At 55.1% G+C, this 22,013-nt stretch carries 19 protein-coding genes; 4 read left to right on the top strand and 15 right to left on the bottom strand.

Annotated elements, in window-relative coordinates; genetic code table 11:
• Positions 1–7 precede the first annotated feature (7 nt).
• Positions 8–817: a phytanoyl-CoA dioxygenase family protein gene (locus ACFPQ4_RS18065; RefSeq protein ID WP_378113283.1), complete on the top strand. Its 810-nt coding sequence runs from the start codon at positions 8–10 to the stop codon at positions 815–817.
• A 15-nt stretch (positions 818–832) separates the two neighbouring features.
• Here ACFPQ4_RS18065 and pruA read toward each other — a convergent pair whose 3' ends face one another.
• The gene (pruA, locus tag ACFPQ4_RS18060) at positions 833–2,380 is read right to left on the bottom strand and encodes an L-glutamate gamma-semialdehyde dehydrogenase (protein WP_378113282.1); all 1,548 of its coding nucleotides are present in this window, start codon (positions 2,378–2,380) and stop codon (positions 833–835) included.
• 113 nt (positions 2,381–2,493) lie between these two features.
• Between pruA and ACFPQ4_RS18055 the strand changes: the two genes are divergently transcribed.
• Both ACFPQ4_RS18055 and ACFPQ4_RS18050 read left to right on the top strand, forming a co-directional pair.
• Positions 2,494–3,699, top strand: a complete 1,206-nt coding sequence (locus ACFPQ4_RS18055; RefSeq protein ID WP_378113281.1) for an ornithine--oxo-acid transaminase — start codon at positions 2,494–2,496, stop codon at positions 3,697–3,699.
• Between the two features lie 38 nt (positions 3,700–3,737).
• Complete coding sequence (locus ACFPQ4_RS18050; RefSeq protein ID WP_378113280.1) at positions 3,738–4,667, top strand: proline dehydrogenase family protein; 930 nt, start codon at positions 3,738–3,740, stop codon at positions 4,665–4,667.
• 71 nt (positions 4,668–4,738) lie between these two features.
• Here ACFPQ4_RS18050 and ACFPQ4_RS18045 read toward each other — a convergent pair whose 3' ends face one another.
• The 14 genes from ACFPQ4_RS18045 to ACFPQ4_RS17975 form a co-directional block, all read right to left on the bottom strand.
• Positions 4,739–4,945, bottom strand: coding sequence for a Spo0E family sporulation regulatory protein-aspartic acid phosphatase (locus ACFPQ4_RS18045; protein WP_378113358.1), 207 nt, complete (start codon positions 4,943–4,945; stop codon positions 4,739–4,741).
• A gap of 252 nt (positions 4,946–5,197) precedes the next feature.
• Positions 5,198–6,280 carry a glycoside hydrolase family 172 protein gene (locus tag ACFPQ4_RS18040; protein ID WP_378113279.1) on the bottom strand — a complete coding sequence of 361 codons (1,083 nt, stop codon included), beginning with the start codon at positions 6,278–6,280 and terminating at the stop codon, positions 5,198–5,200.
• 121 nt (positions 6,281–6,401) lie between these two features.
• Positions 6,402–7,583 (bottom strand): SulP family inorganic anion transporter, encoded by a 1,182-nt coding sequence (locus tag ACFPQ4_RS18035; protein ID WP_378113278.1) that lies wholly within the window; start codon positions 7,581–7,583, stop codon positions 6,402–6,404.
• A 150-nt stretch (positions 7,584–7,733) separates the two neighbouring features.
• Positions 7,734–8,879, bottom strand: a complete 1,146-nt coding sequence (locus tag ACFPQ4_RS18030) for a glycosyl hydrolase family 8 (protein WP_378113277.1) — start codon at positions 8,877–8,879, stop codon at positions 7,734–7,736.
• 106 nt (positions 8,880–8,985) lie between these two features.
• Positions 8,986–10,182 (bottom strand): acetyl-CoA C-acetyltransferase, encoded by a 1,197-nt coding sequence (locus ACFPQ4_RS18025; RefSeq protein ID WP_378113276.1) that lies wholly within the window; start codon positions 10,180–10,182, stop codon positions 8,986–8,988.
• A gap of 29 nt (positions 10,183–10,211) precedes the next feature.
• Positions 10,212–11,120 (bottom strand): methylisocitrate lyase, encoded by a 909-nt coding sequence (gene prpB / locus ACFPQ4_RS18020; RefSeq protein WP_378113275.1) that lies wholly within the window; start codon positions 11,118–11,120, stop codon positions 10,212–10,214.
• 37 nt (positions 11,121–11,157) lie between these two features.
• Positions 11,158–12,606: a bifunctional 2-methylcitrate dehydratase/aconitate hydratase gene (locus ACFPQ4_RS18015; protein WP_378113274.1), complete on the bottom strand. Its 1,449-nt coding sequence runs from the start codon at positions 12,604–12,606 to the stop codon at positions 11,158–11,160.
• 40 nt (positions 12,607–12,646) lie between these two features.
• Positions 12,647–13,762, bottom strand: coding sequence for a citrate synthase (gene mmgD / locus ACFPQ4_RS18010; protein ID WP_378113273.1), 1,116 nt, complete (start codon positions 13,760–13,762; stop codon positions 12,647–12,649).
• Positions 13,763–13,777: 15 nt separating this feature from the next.
• Positions 13,778–14,632, bottom strand: a complete 855-nt coding sequence (locus ACFPQ4_RS18005; RefSeq protein WP_378113272.1) for a 3-hydroxybutyryl-CoA dehydrogenase — start codon at positions 14,630–14,632, stop codon at positions 13,778–13,780.
• Positions 14,633–14,835: 203 nt separating this feature from the next.
• Positions 14,836–16,098 carry an alkaline phosphatase gene (locus ACFPQ4_RS18000; protein ID WP_378113271.1) on the bottom strand — a complete coding sequence of 421 codons (1,263 nt, stop codon included), beginning with the start codon at positions 16,096–16,098 and terminating at the stop codon, positions 14,836–14,838.
• An 87-nt stretch (positions 16,099–16,185) separates the two neighbouring features.
• Complete coding sequence (locus tag ACFPQ4_RS17995) at positions 16,186–16,941, bottom strand: sugar phosphate isomerase/epimerase family protein (protein ID WP_378113270.1); 756 nt, start codon at positions 16,939–16,941, stop codon at positions 16,186–16,188.
• 48 nt (positions 16,942–16,989) lie between these two features.
• Positions 16,990–17,499, bottom strand: a complete 510-nt coding sequence (locus ACFPQ4_RS17990; RefSeq protein WP_378113357.1) for a hypothetical protein — start codon at positions 17,497–17,499, stop codon at positions 16,990–16,992.
• Positions 17,500–17,544: 45 nt separating this feature from the next.
• Positions 17,545–18,642: a Gfo/Idh/MocA family protein gene (locus ACFPQ4_RS17985; protein WP_378113269.1), complete on the bottom strand. Its 1,098-nt coding sequence runs from the start codon at positions 18,640–18,642 to the stop codon at positions 17,545–17,547.
• Between the two features lie 145 nt (positions 18,643–18,787).
• Positions 18,788–19,645: an AraC family transcriptional regulator gene (locus ACFPQ4_RS17975; RefSeq protein WP_378113268.1), complete on the bottom strand. Its 858-nt coding sequence runs from the start codon at positions 19,643–19,645 to the stop codon at positions 18,788–18,790.
• 142 nt (positions 19,646–19,787) lie between these two features.
• Here ACFPQ4_RS17975 and melA point away from each other — a divergent pair, with 142 nt between their 5' ends.
• A complete protein-coding gene (gene melA, locus ACFPQ4_RS17970) occupies positions 19,788–21,086 on the top strand; it encodes an alpha-glucosidase/alpha-galactosidase (protein ID WP_378113267.1) in 1,299 nt (432 codons plus the stop codon).
• The last annotated feature ends 927 nt before the right edge of the window (positions 21,087–22,013 follow it).

Raw genomic sequence — 22,013 nt, 5'->3', positions numbered from 1 at the left:
TCGATTCATGACGAAATCAAACAGATCGTTGACAGAAGAGCAGATCAAATGTTTCGAAACTAACGGTTACTTGATAGTCAGAGGTTTGTTCAATAGCGCGCATTTGGCCGAAATCGAGGAGACGTTCGAGGAGATGAGCCATACCGTCGTCCCGGGCTACTTCGAGCCGGTTTTGAACGACGAAAGCGCCGATCCGCTGAAGCGTTATCCGCGCGTTATGCATCCTCACCGCTTCAATGAGACGGCTAAGAAGTATATGCTGCACACGCCGGTCATGGACGTGCTTGCCGACTTGTACGGCGAAGAAGCGCTAGCCGCGCAAAGCATGTTCTACTACAAGCCGCCGGGTTCGCGCGGTCAAGCGTTACACCAGGATAACTTCTATTTGCAGGTCGACCCCGGCAACTGCATCGCGGCATGGACGGCGGTCGATCCCGCGGACGAACAGAACGGCGGACTGCTCATCGTGCCGAAGACAAGCGACTACGAGATCGTCTGCCCCGAGCTCGCGGACGAGAACGAATCGTTCACGACCCACTACGTGAAGCCGCCCAAGGAAGAAAAGGCGATTCCCGTCGTCATGGACAAAGGAGACGTGCTTTTCTTTAACGGCAACCTCATACACGGCTCGTACCGCAACAAGACGAACGATCGGTTCCGTCGCGCGTTCATTTGCCACTATGCCAACGCTTCGGCTACGCATATCAACGCGCATTATCGGCCGTTATTCAAAGCCGACGGAACGACGATCGACCTCGAAGTAAGCACCGACGGCGGACCGTGCGGCGTTTCGTTCGAGGTCCTCTATCCACACTGATCAAAGCTCACCGGCTCACATCCGCTCGCTAACGATTTTCGCTTGCGTGAACAGCAGCAAATAATCGTGCCCGCCCGCCTTGGAGTCGGTTCCCGACATGTTGAAGCCGCCGAACGGGTGCACGCCGACCAACGCACCGGTACACTTGCGGTTGAAGTACAGGTTGCCTACGTGGAACGCCTTGCGGGCAAGCTCCAGATGATCGCGATTGCTTGAAATAACAGCCCCCGTCAGCCCGTAATCGGTATCGTTGGCGAAGGCGAGAGCCTCCTCGAAGCTGCTTGCCTTCGTGAACGAGACGACTGGGCCGAAAATCTCCTCTTGCGACACCCTCGCCTTGCTATCCACGTCGGCAATAATCGTCGGCTCGATGAAGAAGCCTTGCGGCGCTCCGCGATTACCCCCATGAGCAATCCTGCCTTCGGCGCGCCCTATTTCGATATAAGCCATTATTTTCTCGAACGCGTTACGGTCGATGACCGGTCCCATTGCGGTCGATAGGTTGCGCGCGTTGCCGATCGTAAGCCGCTTCGTTTTCTCGATGACGCGGGCAAGCACTTCGTTGTACTTGCTCTCGTGCACGATCGCTCTGGAGCATGCGGAGCACTTCTGCCCCGAGTATCCGAAGGCGGATGCCGTAATCGCGTCGGCCGCGAGCTCGATATCGCCGTCTTCATCGACGATAATCGCGTCTTTCCCCCCCATCTCCGCAATGACGCGTTTGATCCACTTTTGCCCGGGCGAAGTTTTCGAGGCTTTCTCGTTAATGCCAAGCCCTACCTCTCTCGAGCCCGTAAAAGAAATGAATCGCGTCAGCGGATGCTCGACGAGGTAATCCCCGATCTCGCTGCCCGGTCCCGGCAAATAGTTCACGACGCCCGGCGGCAGTCCGGCTTCCTCCAGCAATTGAACGAATTTCGCTGCGATGACCGGCGTCGGGCTTGCCGGCTTCAGGACAACGGTGTTGCCGGTAACGATCGACGCCGTCGTCATTCCTGCCATTATCGCCAAAGGAAAATTCCAAGGCGGAATGACGATGCCGACGCCTAGCGGTATATACGTCAGCTCGTTATGCTCGCCTTCAATTGTTACGAGTGCCCCCGCTCCTCCAATCCGCTCCATTTCCCTGCCGTAAAACTCCATGAAATCTATCGCTTCTGCCGTATCGGCGTCGGCTTCCGGCCACGTTTTGCCCGCTTCGTACACGAGCCACGCCGAGAACTCGTGCTTGCGTCGACGCATGATCGCCGCCGCCTTGTAAAGCAACCGCGCGCGCGCCGCGGCGCTCGTCTCTTTCCACGTCTCGAACGTCTCCGCCGCGGTACGAACAGCTAGCTCGGCGAGCTCGCGATCCGCCTGGCAGACGTTGCCGACCAGCTGCTCGAAGAACGAAGGATTCGTCGAGGCAAGCGTACGGGAGGTAACGATCCGCTTGCCTCCGATCACGATCGGATAAGTCAAACCTAGCTCAGATTCGACGCGTTGCAAAGCTCCTTCGAAAGCAGCTTTGTTGTCCGGCTTGGAGAAATCGGTAAAAGCCTCATTGCGAAACGGCGTCATCATAACGGATCCCGTCCCCTCGATGTCGGATAAACAGCTTATACCTCAACATATGCGCCAAGTAGGTGGGACGGAAACGAACTCGCGCTAATAAATTAGTCTAAGGGGGTATCCGCATGAATCCACCTGAGACGAAGTCCGAGCTTGTCATCGCCCAGACCGACCGTTACGGCGCAAATAATTATCATCCGCTGCCGATCGTCCTCACTCGGGGAGACGGCATCTGGGTATGGGATGCGGAAGGCCATCGTTATATGGACATGTTAAGCGCCTATTCCGCATTGAACCAGGGACATCGCCATCCCGCGATCATTCAAGCGCTCAAAGACCAAGCGGATCGTATAACGCTAACTTCCCGCGCTTTTCACAACGAGCAACTGGGTCTCTTTTACGAGAAAATAGCCCGTCTAACGAGCAAACCGATGATTTTGCCGATGAATACGGGCGCGGAAGCGGTAGAGACGGCGATCAAAGCGGTGCGCCGCTGGGCTTATCGCCATAAAGGCGTCCCGGCTGAGCTTGCAGAAATCATCGTCTGCGAAGGCAACTTCCATGGCCGAACGACCACCATTACTTCATTCTCCTCGAACCCCGAGTATCAAGCCGACTTCGGTCCGTTGACGCCAGGATTCCGAATCGTGCCCTACGGCGACATTGAAGCGTTACGTGCAGCGATTACGCCGAACACGGCCGCCTTTCTCGTGGAGCCGATTCAAGGCGAAGCCGGCATCGTCATCCCTCCGCCAGGTTACTTACGGCAAGCCAAGCAATTATGCGAAGCGAACGACGTGCTGCTCGTCGCCGACGAAATCCAGACCGGCTTCGGCCGAACGGGCAAGCTATTCGCCTGCGAATGGGAGGAAGTCGTTCCCGACGTCTATTTGCTAGGCAAGGCGCTTGGCGGAGGCGTGTATCCGATCTCCGCGGTTGCCGCTAGCCGCGACGTCCTCGGCGTATTCGAGCCCGGTTCGCACGGTTCGACGTTCGGCGGCAATCCGCTCGCTTGCTCCGTCGCGATAGCCGCGCTTGACGTCATAACGAACGAGCGTCTCGCCGAGCGATCGCGGACGCTAGGCCAATATATGCTTGACCGGCTTAAAGCTTTGCGAAGCCCGATCATCCGCGAGGTTCGCGGCGCAGGCTTGTTTATCGGCATTGAATTGACCGTACCAGCCAGACCTTGGTGCGAGAGGCTCATGCAAGGCGGTTTGCTATGCAAGGAGACGCACGAGCACACGATCCGGCTTGCTCCGCCGCTCATCATTACCGAAGATGAATTAGATTCGGCGCTGGAGATAATCGAATCGGTGTTGCCTGCCTAAGCCCTGGCGGGCGACGCGATGTTAGGAGGGATCCGGTTATGGGATGGGGAACGAGGCTTTTTCGATCGTTGCTGCTATCGCTCGCGGGCAATAAATTCGCCGAGAAGCTCGCGATGAAATACGGGCTTAAGCTTGGCGCGAGCCGATTCGTCGCCGGACAATCGCTGGACGAGGCGCTCGACCGGGTACAGGCAATGAACGCCCAAGGGATATCGGTAACGCTCGACCATTTGGGCGAGGGGATTACGCGACTGGAGGAAGCTACCGAATTTAAAGCCCAATATATTAGCCTGCTGGAAGGCATCGCCCGAAGACAAGTCGACTCGACCGTTTCCTTGAAACCATCGCAAATGGGACTGAAGCTTGACCCCGAGCAATGCTACGCGAACATCCGCGAAATCGTCGCGACCGCGCGTCGGTACGGCAATTCCGTTACGATCGATATGGAAGACAGCTCCTGCACCGATGCCACGATCGAATTAACGAGAAGGCTGCACGACGAGGGACTCGATAACGCGGGAACCGTCATTCAAGCCTACCTCTATCGCTCGCTAGCCGATATCGACACGCTAACGCGATGCGGCGTCTCGCTCAGATTGGTCAAGGGCGCCTACAAAGAGCCGAAACAGCTTGCTTTTCCGAAACTAACCGACGTTAACGACAACTTCCTCCGCATGATCAAGCTGCGATTGGACGGCGGATCCTATACGGCGATCGCCACGCACGACGAGCGAATCATCGCATGGACGAAGCAATATGTTCGGACTCGCGACGTTCCTTTGGACCATTTCGAGTTTCAAATGCTATACGGCGTTCGAACGATGCTACAAGAGCGCTTAGCCGCCGAAGGTTATACGGTTCGCTGTTACGTGCCGTACGGTAAAATGTGGTATCCTTACTTCGTTCGCCGTCTCGCCGAGCGTCCTGCGAACGTCTGGTTCATTATCAAAAATCGATTCAAGCGATAGCCGCCTTAAAATATAAAAACCGAGCACGTTAGACGAGTGCTCGGTTTCGTTGCGTATATAGGCGAATCCGTTCAAGACGGACGCGTAGCTTGGAGGGGGGAGATTAGTCGCCCGACCAATAGCGTTCGCTGTCGGGTATAACGAATGTAATTGTTCAGCTGCTCGTCCAATCGTTCCGAGATACGGAGAACCTCTAGGTTGCTTAGATCGCCATCATGACAAATGTACGACAGTATCATTGCGTTGCGCAATCGTTCGATACGACGTTTCAATCTCATAAGCTCGCGGTCCATGCTTCTCCACCTCCATCGATTAACTGCCTACAGCCGCCGTGCTTCAGCATAATCTTGGTTGATTAACCTCAGTTTAGTCGGAATGTATATTGTAAGTTACAGGATAATCGTTAGAAAAGTATGTGATTGCTCCTGAGCGAAGGGGATACCATTGCAAAGCGTTGCAACGCTTTGCAACAGCAACGAAAAAGCCGCCCAAGGGGCGGCTGCTCGACATGCTCCATATCTGTCCAATCATCAAATCACTTCCCGGACGTCCTTGCCCGGCAACGGCGGGAACGGCGCGTGCGGCTCCGCCTGGTACCAGAACGCCGTGGACGCGATATCGCTCCGCTGCGCCAGGTACCGCGCATCGCTGCGCCAGCCGAGGTCTTGAATCGTCACGCGCAGATCGCTCTCGAACCGGATCGGGTCCATGACGTGCCAGCGATACATGCCGAACCGTGGCTGGCTGCGGTACAAACCATCCGGCTTCAACGCTTGGTGCATGCCCAGATAGGCCGTCGAATACGTGCAGTACGTCCCTTGCGGTTGCTCCCAGTTCCATGCGCCGCCGAAGTAATCCTCCGTACCCGTCCCGCAGATCGTCGGAAACTCCTGGTCACCGTCCATGAAGAACTTGATTTCCCCTTCGCCCCACCAGCCGTTATTGTTGACCTGCCAAGCCAAATACGTGCCGACGTAATGACCTTTGCCCGCTATGCCGTCGACGATCGTGTACGGCTGCTTGTCCGATACCGGATTTTCACGCCGCCACTGCGCATGGAAATAAGCTGTATCCTCCGGCACTTCCGTCAGCGTGTAATCGATCTGATAATATAGCGTCGTCTTCTCCGACATCGCGTTCTCTATCGTAATCTTGGCGGATTGGCGGAACGGCATCGGCCAATAGCTGTTCATGCCGCCCGCGGGATTAACGGCGACCGGCTGCGAGTTCACATTGCATCTCTCTTGCCATCCGTTGCAGAAGAAGTCGCCTACCGGCACCTCAACCGACGGCTCTTCTTCGCCGTCCCAATACATTCTGAGGATCATATTCCGCCAAGACGCGGGGAAGCAAGTCATCCAGATGTGTTGGATCGCGCCCGGCCCTTCGATCTCGGCCAACGTGAACGACGTTCCCGGTTGAATGTCTACGGAGGGCGACACCTTCCAGCCGATACCCAATTCGCGAGATACGTGAGCGCCGGTCCCCTCGGTCGCCATGCCGCCCTTGCCCTTTTCTCCCGTGAAGTTTTCCGCGCTGATCGATCTCGTCTTTGCGTCCGACAGCCTAGCCAAGTTGCCAAGTCCCATATTCAGTCCGTTGAATCCGCTCATCCGCCAAGTCTCCTTTTATGTACTTCTCTCTGATAGTATGACGAACGGAGATGACGTTTGATATATCGCTTTTTGGCATTTTGTTTGCCTTTTTCGCCGATGGGCAATCGAATTCGGGCTATTATACGATATCGATATCAATATCGACCCCGCGTTTCAAAGACATCGTCCGGAGTAGCAGATGAACGCCGATCCCCGCTAGCATGCCGATCGCCAGATTGTGCGTGATGACGGAGCATAGAGCGGTCGACGCCATGACGGCCGTCTCGCTTGCCGCGATCTGGCGAACGCGAAGCAGCGAGCTCCATTCGAAAATTTCGAAGCTTACGAACAGCATGACCCCAACGAGCGCAGCCATCGGAATCGCGGATACGGTGCCGCCTAAGCCGACGACGAGCAATAACAGCACGATGCCTGCCGTAAGGTTGGACAATCTTCCTTTGCCGCCCAGCTTCGTATTAATAATAGACTCCGCGACTAACGCGCAGCCGGCCATGCCGCCGAACAAGCCTGCTGCCATATTGCCTAGTCCTTGTCCGCGCATTTCCTTGTCTTTGCTCGTGCGCTCGCCTAGCAGCTCGTCGATCTTGCTCTGCGTCAGCAGCGTCTCGCCATAGCCGACCAAAGCGAGCGATAAGGAGTACGGCAATAAGATTCCGAGCGTATGCCAATTAAAAGGAATATCCGGCCAATGGAACGCGGGAAAAGCAGCCGTCATCGGCGCTTCGTCGCCTACGGTCGTTAGTTGAAGTCCCGCTACGACCATAATGCCGGTCATAACAATGACGGCAACGAGCGGCGACGGAATAGGCTTTGACACTCTAGGCCACAAATAAATGATTACCAGCGTCCCGATCACGATAGCGTACATAGGTAGCCGCTCGCCCGAAAAATATTTCAGCTGCGTAACGAGAATCATTACCGCAAGCGCGTTAATGAACCCCGTTATGACCGCGCGCGGTACGTAATCCATCCATCTTCCTAATCGCAATAAGCCTATTAGCAGCTGAATAATACCCGTCAAGACGGTCGCCGCGAACAAATAGTCGATGCCATGCTCCTTCACGAGCGGCGTCATGAGCACCGCCATAGAGCCGGCCGCCGCGGTCAGCATGGCCGGTCTCGCGCCGCATAACGCCAGCGCGATCGAGAGACATATCGTCGCGTAAATGCCGACCATCGGGCTAACGCCGGCGATGAAAGAGAACGCGATCGCTCCCGGAATCAACGCCAACGTCGAAGTGACGCCGGATAGCACATCGCCTTTCCAATTAAACAGCCAAATCTCTCTAAATCTATTCATGTTTGCATTCAAGGCAATAGTTGTCCTTCCTGGTTGCAGGTTGCTAGAATCAAATTACTATATTCGCTCCCGCGGCGTACGTCAATAGATTATCGGCAATATGCAAAAAGAGCCATCCGAGGATGGCCCTTCTGCCGCAACATTAGGAATTTACTTGTCGGTCGGCATCCAAATCCGAAATTTGCCGCTTAGCGCAAGCATCGTGAACATATACAAGCAATTGTCGTAGTAACGTCTGCCCCCGGTTCTTACCGGCGTATTCCAGAACAGCTCCACGTTCGCTTTCGCGTTCGGACCGGTCGCCGCGAGCGATGCCATCGCGTTCGTCGCCAGCAGCCCGACGGGATGAAGCGATTTCTCCTCGAACGGCTCGCCCGCGATCGTATACCGGCGGTAATCTTCGGGCGTCTTGTCCGCGAAAAAGCTTTGAAGCTTATTCGCCTCCTCGATCTCCCACTCGTCTCCCCGGAACCATTCGTAGTCGAGGCCGACGTTGGCGGCGACGCGGTAAGAATCGCTGAAGAAGTGACCGAACCCGCGATCGTTGTTCGGCGTTCCGTCGTAGTGCGCGTATTCGGGCGCGAGTCCGGTCACGGGATGGCACGCTATTTTCAAATAGTCACGGCTTGCCTGGGCCGCTTCCTTCCAAAACGCGCGATCTTCCGGATAAGACCATAGCGCGAACAGCTCGTAAAAGTGCGGAAGATGGTAGGAAGGGTCGGAATATTCGCAGTTCGGGATGAACTTGATCAACTTGTTGTCCGGATTCCACATCGGTTGGCCGATGCCGTCTTCGCCTTTATGAATAATGACGCGAAGCAGCTCGCGGGCTTGATGCCCATAGTTCAATGGCTCCGCCCCGTCTCCCCAGCGATGGGACGCGAACAATAACGCAAGCGCGAAAAACTCTTCTCCGTCGGGCGCAGGGCCGTTCGAGTTTTTCGTCCCGTCCGTCTTGCACGACCAAGCGAAATAACCCGCGTTATCTCCCTCCGTCATGAACATGTACTTGTGCGTCCAACGCCAAATGCGATCGAAGACGTCCTTGCGATCCATCTGAACCGCCATCATCATGCCGTACGACATGCCCTCCGTTCGCACATCAAGGTTTCCCGTATCCATAAAATATCCCATGTCGTCTCCGGCAGGATAATAAATTCTCGTCTCTTCGTCGCCTTCGAACAGGGCGTCCCAAGTGTGCTGTACCCTTGCCTCGATCGCTTCCTCCGAATAGCCGTTCTCCTTCAACACATTCCGGTATTGACCGGTGTGGAACGCACCTCGTAAATCGTTCATGTTGGCTTCCCCTCTCTGTGTCCGTTGTCCACTTCCATTATAAGCGTGCGGAACGAACGGCCGATTGAGGAAATTAAACATTGTACTTCCTTAACTATAGATAAGGTCAAGTTCCTTCCGGCGCATGTACCTCCATCAAGACGGCGTCCCCTTGCGCGCCTCCGCTGCAAATTGCAGCAACGCCCAACCCGCCGCCGCGTCGGCGCAGTTCATAGATCAGCGTCATCAGGATTCGCGCGCCGCTAGCCCCGATCGGATGACCGAACGCGATGGCCCCGCCGTTCACGTTGACTTTGTCCGGATCCCAACCGACGAGGCGCGCGCTCGTCAAGATGACGGAGGCGAACGCTTCGTTCACCTCGAACAGATCGATAGCTTGGATGTCGTACCCCGTCTTCTTCAGCAGCTTATGGATCGCGAGTGCCGGCGCGGTCGCGATATATCGAGCCTCTTGCCCGACGGAAGCATGCCCGACGATCGTCGCGAGCGGTTTCTTCCCGAGAGACTTCGCGTGCTCTTCGGACATGAGCAGCAAAGCGCCCGCGCCATCGCTCACGCCGGGAGCATTGCCGGCCGTAATCGTGCCGTCACTCGCGAAGACGGAAGGAAGCGCGGCAAGCCGCTCCAGACTTGTATCCCTGCGCGGCCCTTCGTCTAACTCTATTAACCCCGCTCTACCTTTGCGATCGTAGATCGGCACCGATACTAGCTCGTCCGCGAGCTTCCCTTCATCGCTTGCCGCTACGGCTAGTCGGTGGCTTCGAAGTGCCCATGCGTCCTGCTCTTCCCTAGTAATCTTGTACTCGGCCGCTACTCTATTGCCATGCTCCGCCATATGCACGTGATCGAAGGCGCACATTAATCCGTCCTGCAGCAGCAGATCTTGGATAGCCCCATGTCCCATTCGCGATCCCCATCTGGCGCTCGGCAAGCCGTAAGGGATATGGCTCATGCTTTCCATGCCTCCCGCGACGATCGTCCCGGCATCGCCTGCGCGGATAATCTGATCGGCGAGCGTAACCGCGCGTAAGCCGGATGCGCATACTTTGTTCACCGTCTCCGAGTGAATGTCCCAGGGCAGCCCCGCGATCCGCGAAGCTTGTCTAGAAGGGTTTTGCCCGGCTCCGGCTTGCACGACCATCCCCATGATCACTTCGTCGACTTCGGACCCGAGAACACCTGCGCGAGCGAGCGTCTCTCGGATGACAAGACCGCCTAGATCGACAGCCCGCCATTCCTTCAAAGCCCCGCCGAATTTGCCGAACGGCGTTCTGCAGGCGCTCACGACAACCGTTCTCCCCATCCCGATCTCCCCTCTTCTACACGTCCGAACTATTCGCCTTGCGGCAAAACGGTTTTCGCGATTTTCCCGTCCAGCTCTTCGTAATCGTAGTACCGAATCGTCTCGTACAGCTGTTGCCGCGTTTGCATCTCCTTAACCGAATCGGCTTGCGTGCCTTGATCGCGAATTTCCTCGAATACGCGTTCGTACGCCTTGGCCGCCACTCTTAGCGAGGAGACGGGATAAATGACCATGTCGTATCCCCACACCTCGAACTGATCAGCCTTGTAATAGGGCGTTTTTCCGAATTCGGTCATATTCGCCAGCAGAGGTCCGGAGACGGAAGAGCGAAACTGCTTGAACTCGGCTTCGTTTTCCAGCGCCTCCGGGAATATCCCGTCGGCCCCCGCTTCGACGTACAACCGCGCGCGCGCGATCGCTTCCTCCATTCCGTCCACTCCCTTCGCGTCCGTCCGGGCGATGACGAACAGCGAGGGGGCGATCTCCTTGATCGCGCGTATTTTTTGCGCCATCTCCTCGGCGGACACGAGCTTCTTGCCGTTTAGGTGGCCGCACTTCTTCGGCAATTGCTGATCCTCGATCTGAACGGCGGCGACTTTGGCCTCTAGCATCTCTTTGGCGGTACGGGCGACGTTCAGCACGCCGCCGAAGCCGGTATCGATGTCGACGAGCAGCGGAAGCCCCGTCGCGCGCACGATGTCGCGCGCGCGTTCCGCCACCTCGTTCGAATAGATCAAGCCTAAATCCGGCAGCCCTCGGCTGGCCGTGTAGGCAGCACCGGACAAATATAACGCCTGAAAGCCGCATTGCTTGGCGATTCTCGCGGCCAGCCCGTCGTGCGTTCCGGGAATTCGCACGATGGAACTGGACGTCACTAACTTCCGGAATTCCGCTGCCAATGACGCTTGATCAGGTTCTTTTTCAATAATCCACGCCATAAGGGACCTCCGCTTTGTAATGGAATGAGTACAGCTATCAGATAACGTACATTCCCATAAATTGCTGCACGGGAAGCTGCACCAACGACTCGAAGTCCGTCGTCAGCCGCATTATTTCGGCCGCCCTCTTCCGCGGGAACCGCGTCAGCAAGTTCGCTTCGTATTTCGTAAGCACTTGCGGCAGCCCCTCCTCCCGCCTTCTGCGATGTCCGATCGGGTATTCGCAGACGACCTTCTCCGTATGCGTGCCGTCCTGGAAACGAATCTGAATCGCGTTGGCGATCGAACGTTTCTCCGGATCGAGATAGTCCTCGCTGTATTGCACGTCTTCTACGACGACCATCTTGCTCCGTAGCTCGTCGATTCGGGGATCGCGCGCGATTTCGTCCTCGTAATGCTCTGCCGTTAACGTACCGAACAGCAGTCCGATCGCGACCATGTACTGCAAGCAGTGATCTCTATCCGCCGGATTGCGAAGCGGTCCTTGCTTATCGATGATCCGGATCGCGGATTGATGCGTCGTCAGCGTAATCCGGTCAATGTCGCTTAGGCGTTCGCGCACTGATTTGTGTAAAGAGAAAGCACATTCGACCGCCGTCTGCGCGTGGAACTCGGCTGGGAAAGAGATTTTGAAAAGCACGTTCTCCATCACGTAACTCCCTAGCGGACGAGCGAGCACCAACTCTTTTCCCTTGAACAGTACATCCTGGAATCCCCATCCCGGCGCGGATAACGCGGTGGCGTAGCCCATCTCCCCGCTCATCGCCATCAAGGCATGGCGCACCGCGCGGCTCGTGGCATCGCCGGCCGCCCATGACTTGCGGGACCCGGTATTCGGCGCGTGCCGGTACGTTCTTAGACTGCCGCCGTCAAGCCAAGCGTTGGACACCGCGCCAACAACCAGTTCTTTCGTTCCACCGAGCATCGCGGTCACGACGGCCGCCGATGCGATCTTGACGAACAGCACATGGTCTAGACCGACACGGTTCAAGCTGTTGTCCAGCGCGAGCACGCCTTGGATTTCATGCGCTTTGATCGAAGCCGTCAGTACGTCCCGCATCGTTAACGGTTCGGAGCCTTCCGCGATCCGGCTTCGGCTGACGTAATCGGCGACGGCGAGAATGCTTCCCAAATTGTCCGACGGATGTCCCCATTCGGCGGCGAGCCAAGTATCGTTGTAATCGAGCCAGCGGATCATGCACCCGATATTGAAGGCGGCTTGGACGGGATCCAGCTCGAATCTCGTACCAGGTACCCTTGCCCCTCCTTGCAGGAAAGCGCCAGGCACTACCGGTCCCAACAGCTTCGTGCATTCCGGAAACCGGAGCGCCAATAACCCGGTACCGAGCGAGTCCAAGAGGACGTGATGCGCGATGCGATAGGCTTCCGGGCTTTCAATCTTGCCGCTCAGCGCATACTCGGCGATTTCCTCCAGCAATTCGTCGACTCTGTCTGCTGCGGGTTGACCGTAATCGCTGTTACTCATTTCAAACGCCTCGGCTTTCCGCGAAATTTGCGTTCGGCGACTAATTATCGGGATGGAGATTACGAGGTCCCCTGTACAGAACGCGCGGCCGGAATAGCCTATTGTTCTCGTGCTGCTCGATCACGTGCGCGCAAACTCCGATCGTCCGCGCAGCTAGAAATACCGGAGTGAACAATTCGATCGGAATGCCGAGCAAATAATAGACGGGAGCCGCATAGTAATCCAAATTAGGATACAGCCCTTTCTCTCTTCTCATCAGTTCTTCCCCTATGACGCACATTTCGTACAATTCCGCCCTATTCCTCACCTCGGCTATTTCGGCCAACGCTTCTTTCATCAACAGCGCGCGAGGATCCGCCTTCTTCATATAGACGCGATGCCCGAAGCCCATGATCCGCTCTTTGCGCTGCAGCTTGCCCAGCATCAAAGCTTCTACGCCGTCCGCCGAGCCGGCTTCCAATAACATCTGCATGACGGCTTCGTTCGCTCCTCCGTGCAAAGTTCCCTTCAAAGAGGCGACGGCTCCGGTCAAGGCGCCGTACATATCGGATTGCGTGGATGCGATCACTCTCGCGGCGAAAGTGGAATTCGGCATCTCATGCTCGCTGTATACGACGAGCGACTGATCGAATATTTTCTCCTCCGTCTCCGTCGGCTCGAGTCCGGTAATCATGTACAAGAAATTGCCCGTATAGGATAGGTCCCCTCTCGGTTCGACCAAGGGCAACCGGGCGTTGACACGGAAACCGTTCGCCACGATTTGCGGAACTTTGGCCAAGAGCCGGATCGCTTTGCGGTAGTTGGCTCCGTGGGAACGATCCTCGAGTTCTAAGTCGTACGAAGCGATCGCGGAAATACCCGTGCGTAAAATATCCATCCTATTAGCGTTAATCGGGAGCATCTGCAGCATCGTGAGCACTTCTTGCGGGAAACCGTATTCCGACTTCAGCTTCTCTTCTATCGCAGTCCGTTGCGGCGGTGTTGGCAACGCGCCGTCGAGCAACAGGCCTACGACGTCCAAATACGTTCTGCGCTTCGCAAGTTCAAGCAGGTCGTAGCCGCGCAAGACGATTTCTTCGTTGTCTACATCGAGGTACGAGATGCCCGTCTCGCTAGCGATCACGTTCTCCAGTCCGGCGCTATAAGGAACGCTCATCGTGCACATCCTCCTTTAGTCGGTATACCGATAAAATCCGCGACCGCTTTTTCGGCCCAGCCATCCCGCTCTGACGTACTTGCGAAGCAAAGGGCACGGCCGATATTTGGAATCTCCCAACCCGTTATGCAAAATTTCCATAATCGATAGGCACGTATCGAGTCCGATAAAATCAGCCAACGCCAGTGGGCCCATCGGATGATTCATGCCGAGCCGCATCACATCGTCGACCGCCTCGGGCGAAGCGACGCCTTCATACACGCAATAGATTGCTTCATTGATCATCGGGAGCAGTATTCGGTTGGAGACAAACCCCGGATAATCGTTGACGGCGACCGGAATTTTACCAAGCTGCTCGGAAACCGCGCGGATCGTCTCGTATGTATCGTCCGACGTCGCAAGTCCGCGAACGACCTCGACCAGCTTCATGACGGGCACCGGGTTCATAAAATGCATGCCGATTACTTTATCCGGACGGTTCGTAACCGCAGCGAGTTCCGTTATCGGCAGCGATGACGTATTCGAAGCGAAAATAACGTCGGGCGGACATAGCGTATCGAGCCGTTCGAATAAGCGCGCTTTCGCTTCCCGGTTTTCGACGACGGCTTCTATGACGAGATCGGCATGACGCGCATCGCTCGAATCAACGGAGGGGGAAATGGCGCGCCAAATTTGCTCGGACTCCTCCGCGCTTCTCCTACCTTTGGCTTCATCTCGGGTTAACCGGCTCTTAATCTCCTGCAAGCCTTTATCCACGAGCTCCGAACGAACATCGCTCAAAATGACGTTTAACCCCGCCGTTGCCGCAACCTGCGCGATCCCGCTTCCCATCTGCCCCGCTCCGAACACAATGACGGTGTTAATAGCCAATCGGAGCCCTCCTTCGCTGAAGCAGCTATACAAGTTCCGTACAATATATTCGGGCGCGGAGTAAACAAGTCGTTATTTGCTAGGCAGAGCCTTAACGCTTTTGTTGGCGGTAACGTATGCGATTAACGTACGCGCGCAACAAAAAGAAGCCATCCCCGAGAGGATGGCTTCCATTTATGAATTATGCATTTCGACTTCGGCTATTACTTAACCTTAATACCCAATGCTTGTGCGAGCTTGAAGAAGATGTCCGTGTTCTCGTAGTAGCCCGTGAACAGCGATGCGCCCGGGCCCATTGCCGTAACCGGAATGTCGACCGCCGTATGGCCGGAAGTCGTCCAGTCCACGTAGAACATTTCATCTGAGCCGGCGATCTTGAACGGACCGTCTTCTTTGGAGATAGCGTCGCCACTCTCGTCTTTGTCGTCCGCCGCTTCGATCGCCAGACCGCCTGTTTCATGGTCGGCCAATACGAGCACGAGCGTATCCGGATGTTTCTTCGCGAAGTCCTTCGCTATTTGCACGGCTTTGTTCAGCTGTTGACCGGAACGGATGACCATCTTCGCGTTGTTGGAGTGCGCCATCTCGTCGATCGCTTCTTCTTCGACCATAAGGAAGAAGCCGTTTTTGTTCGCGGAAAGCGTATCGAGCGCCTTCTTCGTCATATCGGGCAACGAAACAACCGGGTTGTAGATGTCTCCCTTGCCTTCTTCCCGCTGTTGGAACATCTCTTCGTTGGAGAACAGTCCGAGCAGCTTGCCGCCTTTTGCTGCTTGCAGCTCGGCATTGTTCGTCGCATAGGCGTAGCCCAGTTGCTTAGCTTTGTCGACCAGATTCCCTTGCGTGCCTTTGCTCTTCTCGGACGGATCTTCGGCCGGTTCGTCTTGGTAAGCGCCCGGAGTGCCCGCCGGGTACCAGAAGTCTTCGCCGCCGCCCAGAATGACGTCGAGCTTAGCTTGCGTCAAATATTGAAGGGCGATATCGCTTTGCTTGGATCGGTCTTCCACGTGCGCGCCGAATGCCGCTCCCGTCGCGTCCGTCACTTGGCTCGTCGTAACGACGCCGGTCGATTTGCCGACTTCCTTGGCATATTCCATGATCGTCTTAACGGAGTTTTTGTCCGGGTCCATACCGATCGCGCCGTTATATGTCTTCACGCCGCTGGCGAATGCCGTTGCGGCAGCCGCGGAATCCGTAACCGCGGTCGTCGAGCTCGAATGGAACATGCCTACGTACGGCATATTGTCCATCGCCAGTTGTCCTTTTTCTCCTACGAGCGCAAGGCGGATCGCATCGCGCGCCGCGGTTCCCATACCGTCTCCGACGAACAGAACGACGTTCTTCGTAAGCGCCGAGGAGGCCCCGGAATGATTGGCGGATTGTGTCACGACGGTGCCGGTCGTGACGAGAACTGCCGCGGTTGCGAACATCGTTGCTTTAAATCCGAGCTTCTTAGACAAATTCATATTTTCTCCTCCTATGTATCGATTCTTCTATAGGATAGAGCCCAATATTTAGCTGAATGTTGTTCGGATGTATGATTCTTGTAAAAATTAACGATAACCTAGAGAAACTAGATTATTATAGCTCGCACGCAAACAATCGAACGGACTGCCTTCGCAAATGTCTTGCTCCACGAGCGCGTACTTCGTGGCAGTCTTCTCCAGCGCCTTCATGATCGCCGCGAAGTTCATATTGCCCTCCATGACGGGAGCCATGATCGGTTCCATCCCTCTTACCGCCATATCTTTCAAATGCACGCAATGGATGCGATCTCTAAGCCGGTCGATCCATTCGTATATATCCGCGCCCGCAGCTTGTATCCAGTAAGTATCGAGCGTTACTCCCATTTCCCGAGGCGAAAAATCTTCTATTAATCTCTCGATCAGGCGCTTGCCGCCGATCTTGATGAATTCGAAATTATGATGATGGTACATGAACTGCATGCCGGCGTCCGCGATCCGATTCGCGGCCGGACGGAAGTCGGTTGCGAAATGCTCGTACCAGTCGTCCGAGCGGTATTTCTCCGGCATGCTCCCGATGCCGATATAGTCGCAACCAAGAATGCGATGCTCCTCGATCACTTGGTCGGTCTCGTTCACCAATCGCTCTGGACTGACGTGAGTCAACACGATCTTAAGCGACAGCTCGTCGCAGATCGCCTTTAACGTCTCCGGCGCGATTTTGCCCATTGCCGACACTTGGATCGTAGCGTATCCGATTTCCGCTATCTTGGCTAACGTGCGCCTAATGTCCGTTTCGTTCTGGAGAAAAGCTCTGACCGTATACAGCTGCGCTCCTAAGATCACCGAAAGTCATGCCTCCTTGTATGGCCACAAAGTAGACTGCTTCCCCTATTATAGCGCTTCCCACCGATGGCGGTAACGGTCCAAGCGAGGATGAATCATCCGGGGCTCCGACGTGACGATCAGTCTTACGCGAACGATCCATTCCTCGAAAGACGCGAAAGAAGCGAACAAATTCGCCGTCTCCGGCGCGAGCATGACAAAATGAGGCGCAGGCAGCGTCTCCGTCAAATGCCTCAGCGCGGCTTCCATCGGCGTATATTTTTTCCGCTTCCCTTCCCAGCCGTCGAGCGTTATGTCGTCGCTTCCGAACTCGCTCAACCACTCGGATAGTCGTTTTTCGCGTTTGTAATAGGGACTGACCGGTTCCTTCGACATTCGCTTCGCCGTTTCCTCGTGAATCGGGTATAGCACGAGCCGCGCGAACGAGCGGTCGTCCGCTACCGCTGCCGCAATCGCGATCGAGTCGTCCGTCGCGTGCTCGAACGTATCGTAGTAGATGAGCGTGCCTTTCTCCTTATCGGCCGGCGGATTATAACCGTAAGGCACGCGCTCCGTCATTTTATTCAACTAAGCATCTCTCCTCCAATACCGCATATCACGCGGCTACACTTCATGATCCGCCAGCCCGATCGGCAGCGGCGCCGGTCGCTCGCACGTCGTCTTCATCCGATAATGGACGCCTTGCTCGGACGCGTCGTGGAAGCCGAACATCGCTTCGAGCACATGGAAGCCCAAATATCCGCTCGCCCGGTGGGCGCGTCCGGTTAGAATCGACTTCGCCATCTCCGCGGCGCCTACCCCGCGGGCGTTCTCCGCTTTGCCGTGCGTTAGCGGAATGTCCGCCCATTCCTTGGCGCCCGCGCGCCAAAGACGGATCGGCCCGCCGAACGTGTTCGGGTCGGGAACGAGCAGCGTGCCTTCGCTCCCGTATACTTCGATTCGGGGAAGCACGGATCCTCCTTTCACGTCGAAGCTCGTCAAAATCGTGCCGACCGGCCCCGAAGCGAAATCGAGAACGCCCGCAACGTGCGTCGGCGTCTCGACGGTCATCTTTTTGCCGAAATTAGGCTGGCTCGTAATCGTCCGTTCCGGGTAAGAGATTCTGGCGGATCCGGTCACTCTGGCGATCGGTCCGAATAGGGCGACGAGCGCCGTCAAATAGTACGGCCCCATATCGAACATCGGGCCGCCTCCCTTCTGATAGAAAAACTCCGGCGCCGGATGCCAGCCTTCCGGACCTCCTCCTACCATGAACGCGGTCGCGCCGATCGGCGTGCCGATCCAGCCGTCTTCGATCAGCTTGATGCAAGTCTGGATGCCTCCTCCGAGAAACGTATCCGGCGCGCACCCGACCCGAAGCCCCGTACGCTTCGCCGTCTCCATCACCTTCGCGGCTTCCTCGCGCGTCGCGGACAACGGCTTCTCGACGTAGACGTGCTTGCCCGCTTCTAGCGCTTGGATGCAAACCGGCGCGTGCGCCTGCGGGATCGTCAGGTTGATGATCATCTGTATGTCGGGATCGGCGAGCATATCACCTACCGAATAGCCTTTGACGCCATGCTCGGCCGCCTTCGCTTTCGCTCGCTCTACGTCCAAATCCGCGCATGCGACGATTTCCATCGCATCGAATCTTTTACCGTTCTGAAAATAAATCCCGCTAATGTTTCCCGTTCCGACAATACCTGCTTTAAGCTTCTCCATGCCAGTTCCTCATCTCCGAATCGAATCGATTACGAGCACCCAGTCGTTGCCTCTTCCGGCGGACGGGGGTCTCAACTCGATTATTGCACCGCCGTTCGGATATATACCTGCTTCGCGAAACTGTCCCGTCCGCGGAGGTAAGGGCTTATGTAAGCTTCGTCGCTTTGCGATACGCAGTCGGCGATAGCCCGCTCCACCTTTGATAGTGCTTGGAGAAATAGAGGGAGTCGCCGTATCCGACCGATCCGGCTATTTGCTCTATCGTTAAAGCGGTCGATGCTAGAAGCAGCTTCGCCTGCTCCATCCGAACGTCGTACAAATATTGCTTGGGAGATTTCCCCATCACCTGCTTGAACAAATTCGAGAAATAGACGCGATGGTAGCCGAGGCTACTAGCCAACGTCTCTATCGACAACGCCTGCGAATACTGCGTCTTTATTAAACTCGCCGCGTATTTGACGCGCTTCTCCGAATCCGATTGATTCGAAGTGTCGTCGACGATGTGTTCCCGATTGCTTTTGCCCAGTTCAAAGAGCAACAGCCTTAAATAAGCCGAGCCCTCGAGATCGACTAACGCGGGAATTTCCGAAGCCTGGAACGTCTCTCTTGTCCGCTCATAGTAAGCGTGAATTTGCTCGTTCGCTCTATGCGTAACCGCGCGCTCCGGCGTCACCCCGATCAGTCGGAGCAGCTCCCCCGCCATTCTCCCGTTGAAGCTGGCCCATAAGTATTCCCACGGATTTTTCGCATCCGCCTCGTAGCTGAACAGTTCCCCCGGAAAAATATAGAACGTATCTCCCGCACTACAATTGTACCTTTTCCCTCTGCAAATAAATTGCCCGCGACCCGACTTGACCGTATGGATCAAGTAATAATCATGAATAGCGGGTCCGATCTTATGACCGCCCATGGGCCGTCCATATCCGCTTGTTGCAAGGGATAATTCGCTCGGTTTCCGGTAAGCGTTAAATCCGTGTTCAAGAATATAATGGTCCGGAATCATTCTGGCCGCCTCCCTCTCCCCTCACAGCTTACATCAAAACCCTTACATTCATCCATATGTATCTGAAATTTATCCATACGATTTCTCGCTTACTCGCCCTATAGTAGAGATAGATTCCATTCCTCATAAAGGAGCTCAACCGATGTCCAAAATCACTTTCCTAGGCGCGGGAAGCACCGTCTTCGCAAAAAACGTACTCGGAGACGTCCTGCAGACGCCCGCATTGCAAGGCTTCGAAATCGCTCTATTCGATATCGACCATGAACGGCTCGCCGATTCCGAAAGCATGCTGCTCAACTTGAAGAGAACGGCCGGAAGCTCGTGCGAGATCAAAGCGTACAAAGACCGCAAACAAGCGCTCCGCGGAGCCAAATACGTCGTTAACGCAATCCAGGTCGGCGGCTACGATCCTTGCACGATTACGGACTTCGAAATTCCGAAGAAGTACGGCTTGCGTCAGACGATCGCGGACACCATCGGCATCGGCGGCATTTTCCGCAATTTACGCACGATCCCGGTTATGCTAGATTTCGCAGCAGACATTCGCGAGGTTTGTCCGGACGCGCTGTTCCTCAATTATACGAATCCGATGGCCGTGCTCACGAACGTCATGAATACTTATGGCGGCGTGAATACGGTAGGGCTTTGCCATAGCGTCCAAGATTGCGTGCCGAGGTTGTTCAGAGATCTCGGAATCGATAATGCGGGCGTCAAAGCGAAGATCGCCGGCATTAACCATATGGCATGGCTGCTCGAAGTGACGAAGGACGGCCAAGACCTGTATCCGGAAATCAAACGCCGCGCAGCCGAGAAGCAAAAGGAATCGCATGGCGATATGGTCCGGTACGAGATGATGTTGAAATTCGGCTACTACAATACCGAATCTTCCGAGCACACCGCAGAGTACCACCCGTACTTCATCAAGCGCAATTATCCGGAGCTCATCGAGAAACTCAACATTCCGCTCGACGAATATCCGCGCCGCTGCGTCAATCAAATCGACAGCTGGCAAAAAATGCGCTCGGAGCTCGTGCATAACGTGGATCTCTCGCACGAACGTTCGCACGAATATGCCTCCTACATCATGGAAGCGATCGAAACGGACGTTCCGTTCAAAATCGGCGGCAACGTCATGAATACCGGCTTGATCACGAACCTCCCTCGCGAAGCGTGCGTCGAAGTGGCCTGCCTCGTCGACCGCAACGGCGTAACGCCGACTTACGTAGGCGATTTGCCTCCGCAGCTCGCGGCATTGAACCGCACGAATATCAACACGCAGCTACTCACGATCGAAGCCGCGATGACCGGCAAGAAGGACCATATTTACCACGCCGCAATGCTCGACCCTCACACGGCGGCGGAGCTGTCGCTGGACGATATCGTTTCGCTGTGCGACGACTTGATTGCCGCTCACGGCAGTTGGTTGCCGGAGTTTAAGTAATTATTAAGCTATTAAAAAGAAGTCTCCTGTATTCAGGGGACTTCTTTTCTAGTCAAAAGACGGGTTGTTGAACTATCGTTGCGATTTGAACATCAACTTTACCCTCGCCGTATTTATTGATGAGCTCATCCTTCAATGCCTCGGAGATCTCAGCTCGTACGAGAACCTTCTCCTCGTAAACGTCAGGAGCGGTGCTATAGGCGACTTGTTCTTTCTGCAAGCGGTCAGAGATCTCATCACTGATACGTTGTAGTTCAACTTGTGGAGTTTTAGCTTTCTTGAATTGAACCTTTGATCCAAGCGCATCCCGAGCTCATTGATCTTCTTGTTCTAGTACTTCATCACGATGCTCTCAAAGAAAGGATCGTTCGCTCCCGAGAACTCCACCAACGTTCTCGATGATTCTATTTATATGAGAGTTATGCACATAGACAGATTAAGAAGGAGCAGATTTGTTCATCTGCTTAGCGGATATTAGATATAGAATTAGCACTATTACAAAAAAGTTCCAAAAACTCGGTATGGATGTGACAGATAGATATAGCCCATAAGGCAGGGACCAAACAAATACCATATACATTAAGATTCGGTTTTTCAATAACGAGCTTACTATGCCTAATATCGCGGGAAGAATCAACATTGTAAAAATGATGATTAGCGTAACCTTACTCAACGGTGTATTTGTATAAGGATTCCAAAACAAAAAAATACAGCACAAAACGATGCATCCCACGGAAGCAATCAATCCGAAAATGGCAATTTTCAATTTACACCAGCTCCTCGGGATATATTTCCTTTTCCTAAATTATACCACCGAAGAGGCACTGTTCCTGTGCGATCATTGAACTAAACTCCCTCTATGGAGAAACACTTTGCTCCTCTTTACGCCCTTATTCTTAGGTTTTCGATATTATTCAAAGAGTGAAG

It is taken from the genome of Cohnella yongneupensis (genome assembly GCF_042655785.1).
GTDB lineage: Bacteria > Bacillota > Bacilli > Paenibacillales > Paenibacillaceae > Cohnella > Cohnella yongneupensis.
The sequence above is the reverse complement of the archived record's forward strand: the minus strand, read 5'-3'. Positions and strand labels throughout refer to the sequence as shown.

Excerpts from the sequence above, each read along its gene's own strand:
- ACFPQ4_RS18065 (WP_378113283.1), top strand. The coding sequence starts at position 8 with ATGACGAAATCAAACAGATCGTTGACAGAAGAGCAGATCAAATGTTTC.
- pruA (WP_378113282.1), bottom strand. The coding sequence starts at position 2,380 with ATGATGACGCCGTTTCGCAATGAGGCTTTTACCGATTTCTCCAAGCCG.
- ACFPQ4_RS18055 (WP_378113281.1), top strand. The coding sequence starts at position 2,494 with ATGAATCCACCTGAGACGAAGTCCGAGCTTGTCATCGCCCAGACCGAC.
- ACFPQ4_RS18050 (WP_378113280.1), top strand. The coding sequence starts at position 3,738 with ATGGGATGGGGAACGAGGCTTTTTCGATCGTTGCTGCTATCGCTCGCG.
- ACFPQ4_RS18045 (WP_378113358.1), bottom strand. The coding sequence starts at position 4,945 with ATGAGATTGAAACGTCGTATCGAACGATTGCGCAACGCAATGATACTG.
- ACFPQ4_RS18040 (WP_378113279.1), bottom strand. The coding sequence starts at position 6,280 with ATGAGCGGATTCAACGGACTGAATATGGGACTTGGCAACTTGGCTAGG.
- ACFPQ4_RS18035 (WP_378113278.1), bottom strand. The coding sequence starts at position 7,583 with ATGAATAGATTTAGAGAGATTTGGCTGTTTAATTGGAAAGGCGATGTG.
- ACFPQ4_RS18030 (WP_378113277.1), bottom strand. The coding sequence starts at position 8,879 with ATGAACGATTTACGAGGTGCGTTCCACACCGGTCAATACCGGAATGTG.
- ACFPQ4_RS18025 (WP_378113276.1), bottom strand. The coding sequence starts at position 10,182 with ATGGGGAGAACGGTTGTCGTGAGCGCCTGCAGAACGCCGTTCGGCAAA.
- prpB (WP_378113275.1), bottom strand. The coding sequence starts at position 11,120 with ATGGCGTGGATTATTGAAAAAGAACCTGATCAAGCGTCATTGGCAGCG.
- ACFPQ4_RS18015 (WP_378113274.1), bottom strand. The coding sequence starts at position 12,606 with ATGAGTAACAGCGATTACGGTCAACCCGCAGCAGACAGAGTCGACGAA.
- mmgD (WP_378113273.1), bottom strand. The coding sequence starts at position 13,762 with ATGAGCGTTCCTTATAGCGCCGGACTGGAGAACGTGATCGCTAGCGAG.
- ACFPQ4_RS18000 (WP_378113271.1), bottom strand. The coding sequence starts at position 16,098 with ATGAATTTGTCTAAGAAGCTCGGATTTAAAGCAACGATGTTCGCAACC.
- ACFPQ4_RS17990 (WP_378113357.1), bottom strand. The coding sequence starts at position 17,499 with ATGACGGAGCGCGTGCCTTACGGTTATAATCCGCCGGCCGATAAGGAG.
- ACFPQ4_RS17985 (WP_378113269.1), bottom strand. The coding sequence starts at position 18,642 with ATGGAGAAGCTTAAAGCAGGTATTGTCGGAACGGGAAACATTAGCGGG.
- ACFPQ4_RS17975 (WP_378113268.1), bottom strand. The coding sequence starts at position 19,645 with ATGATTCCGGACCATTATATTCTTGAACACGGATTTAACGCTTACCGG.
- melA (WP_378113267.1), top strand. The coding sequence starts at position 19,788 with ATGTCCAAAATCACTTTCCTAGGCGCGGGAAGCACCGTCTTCGCAAAA.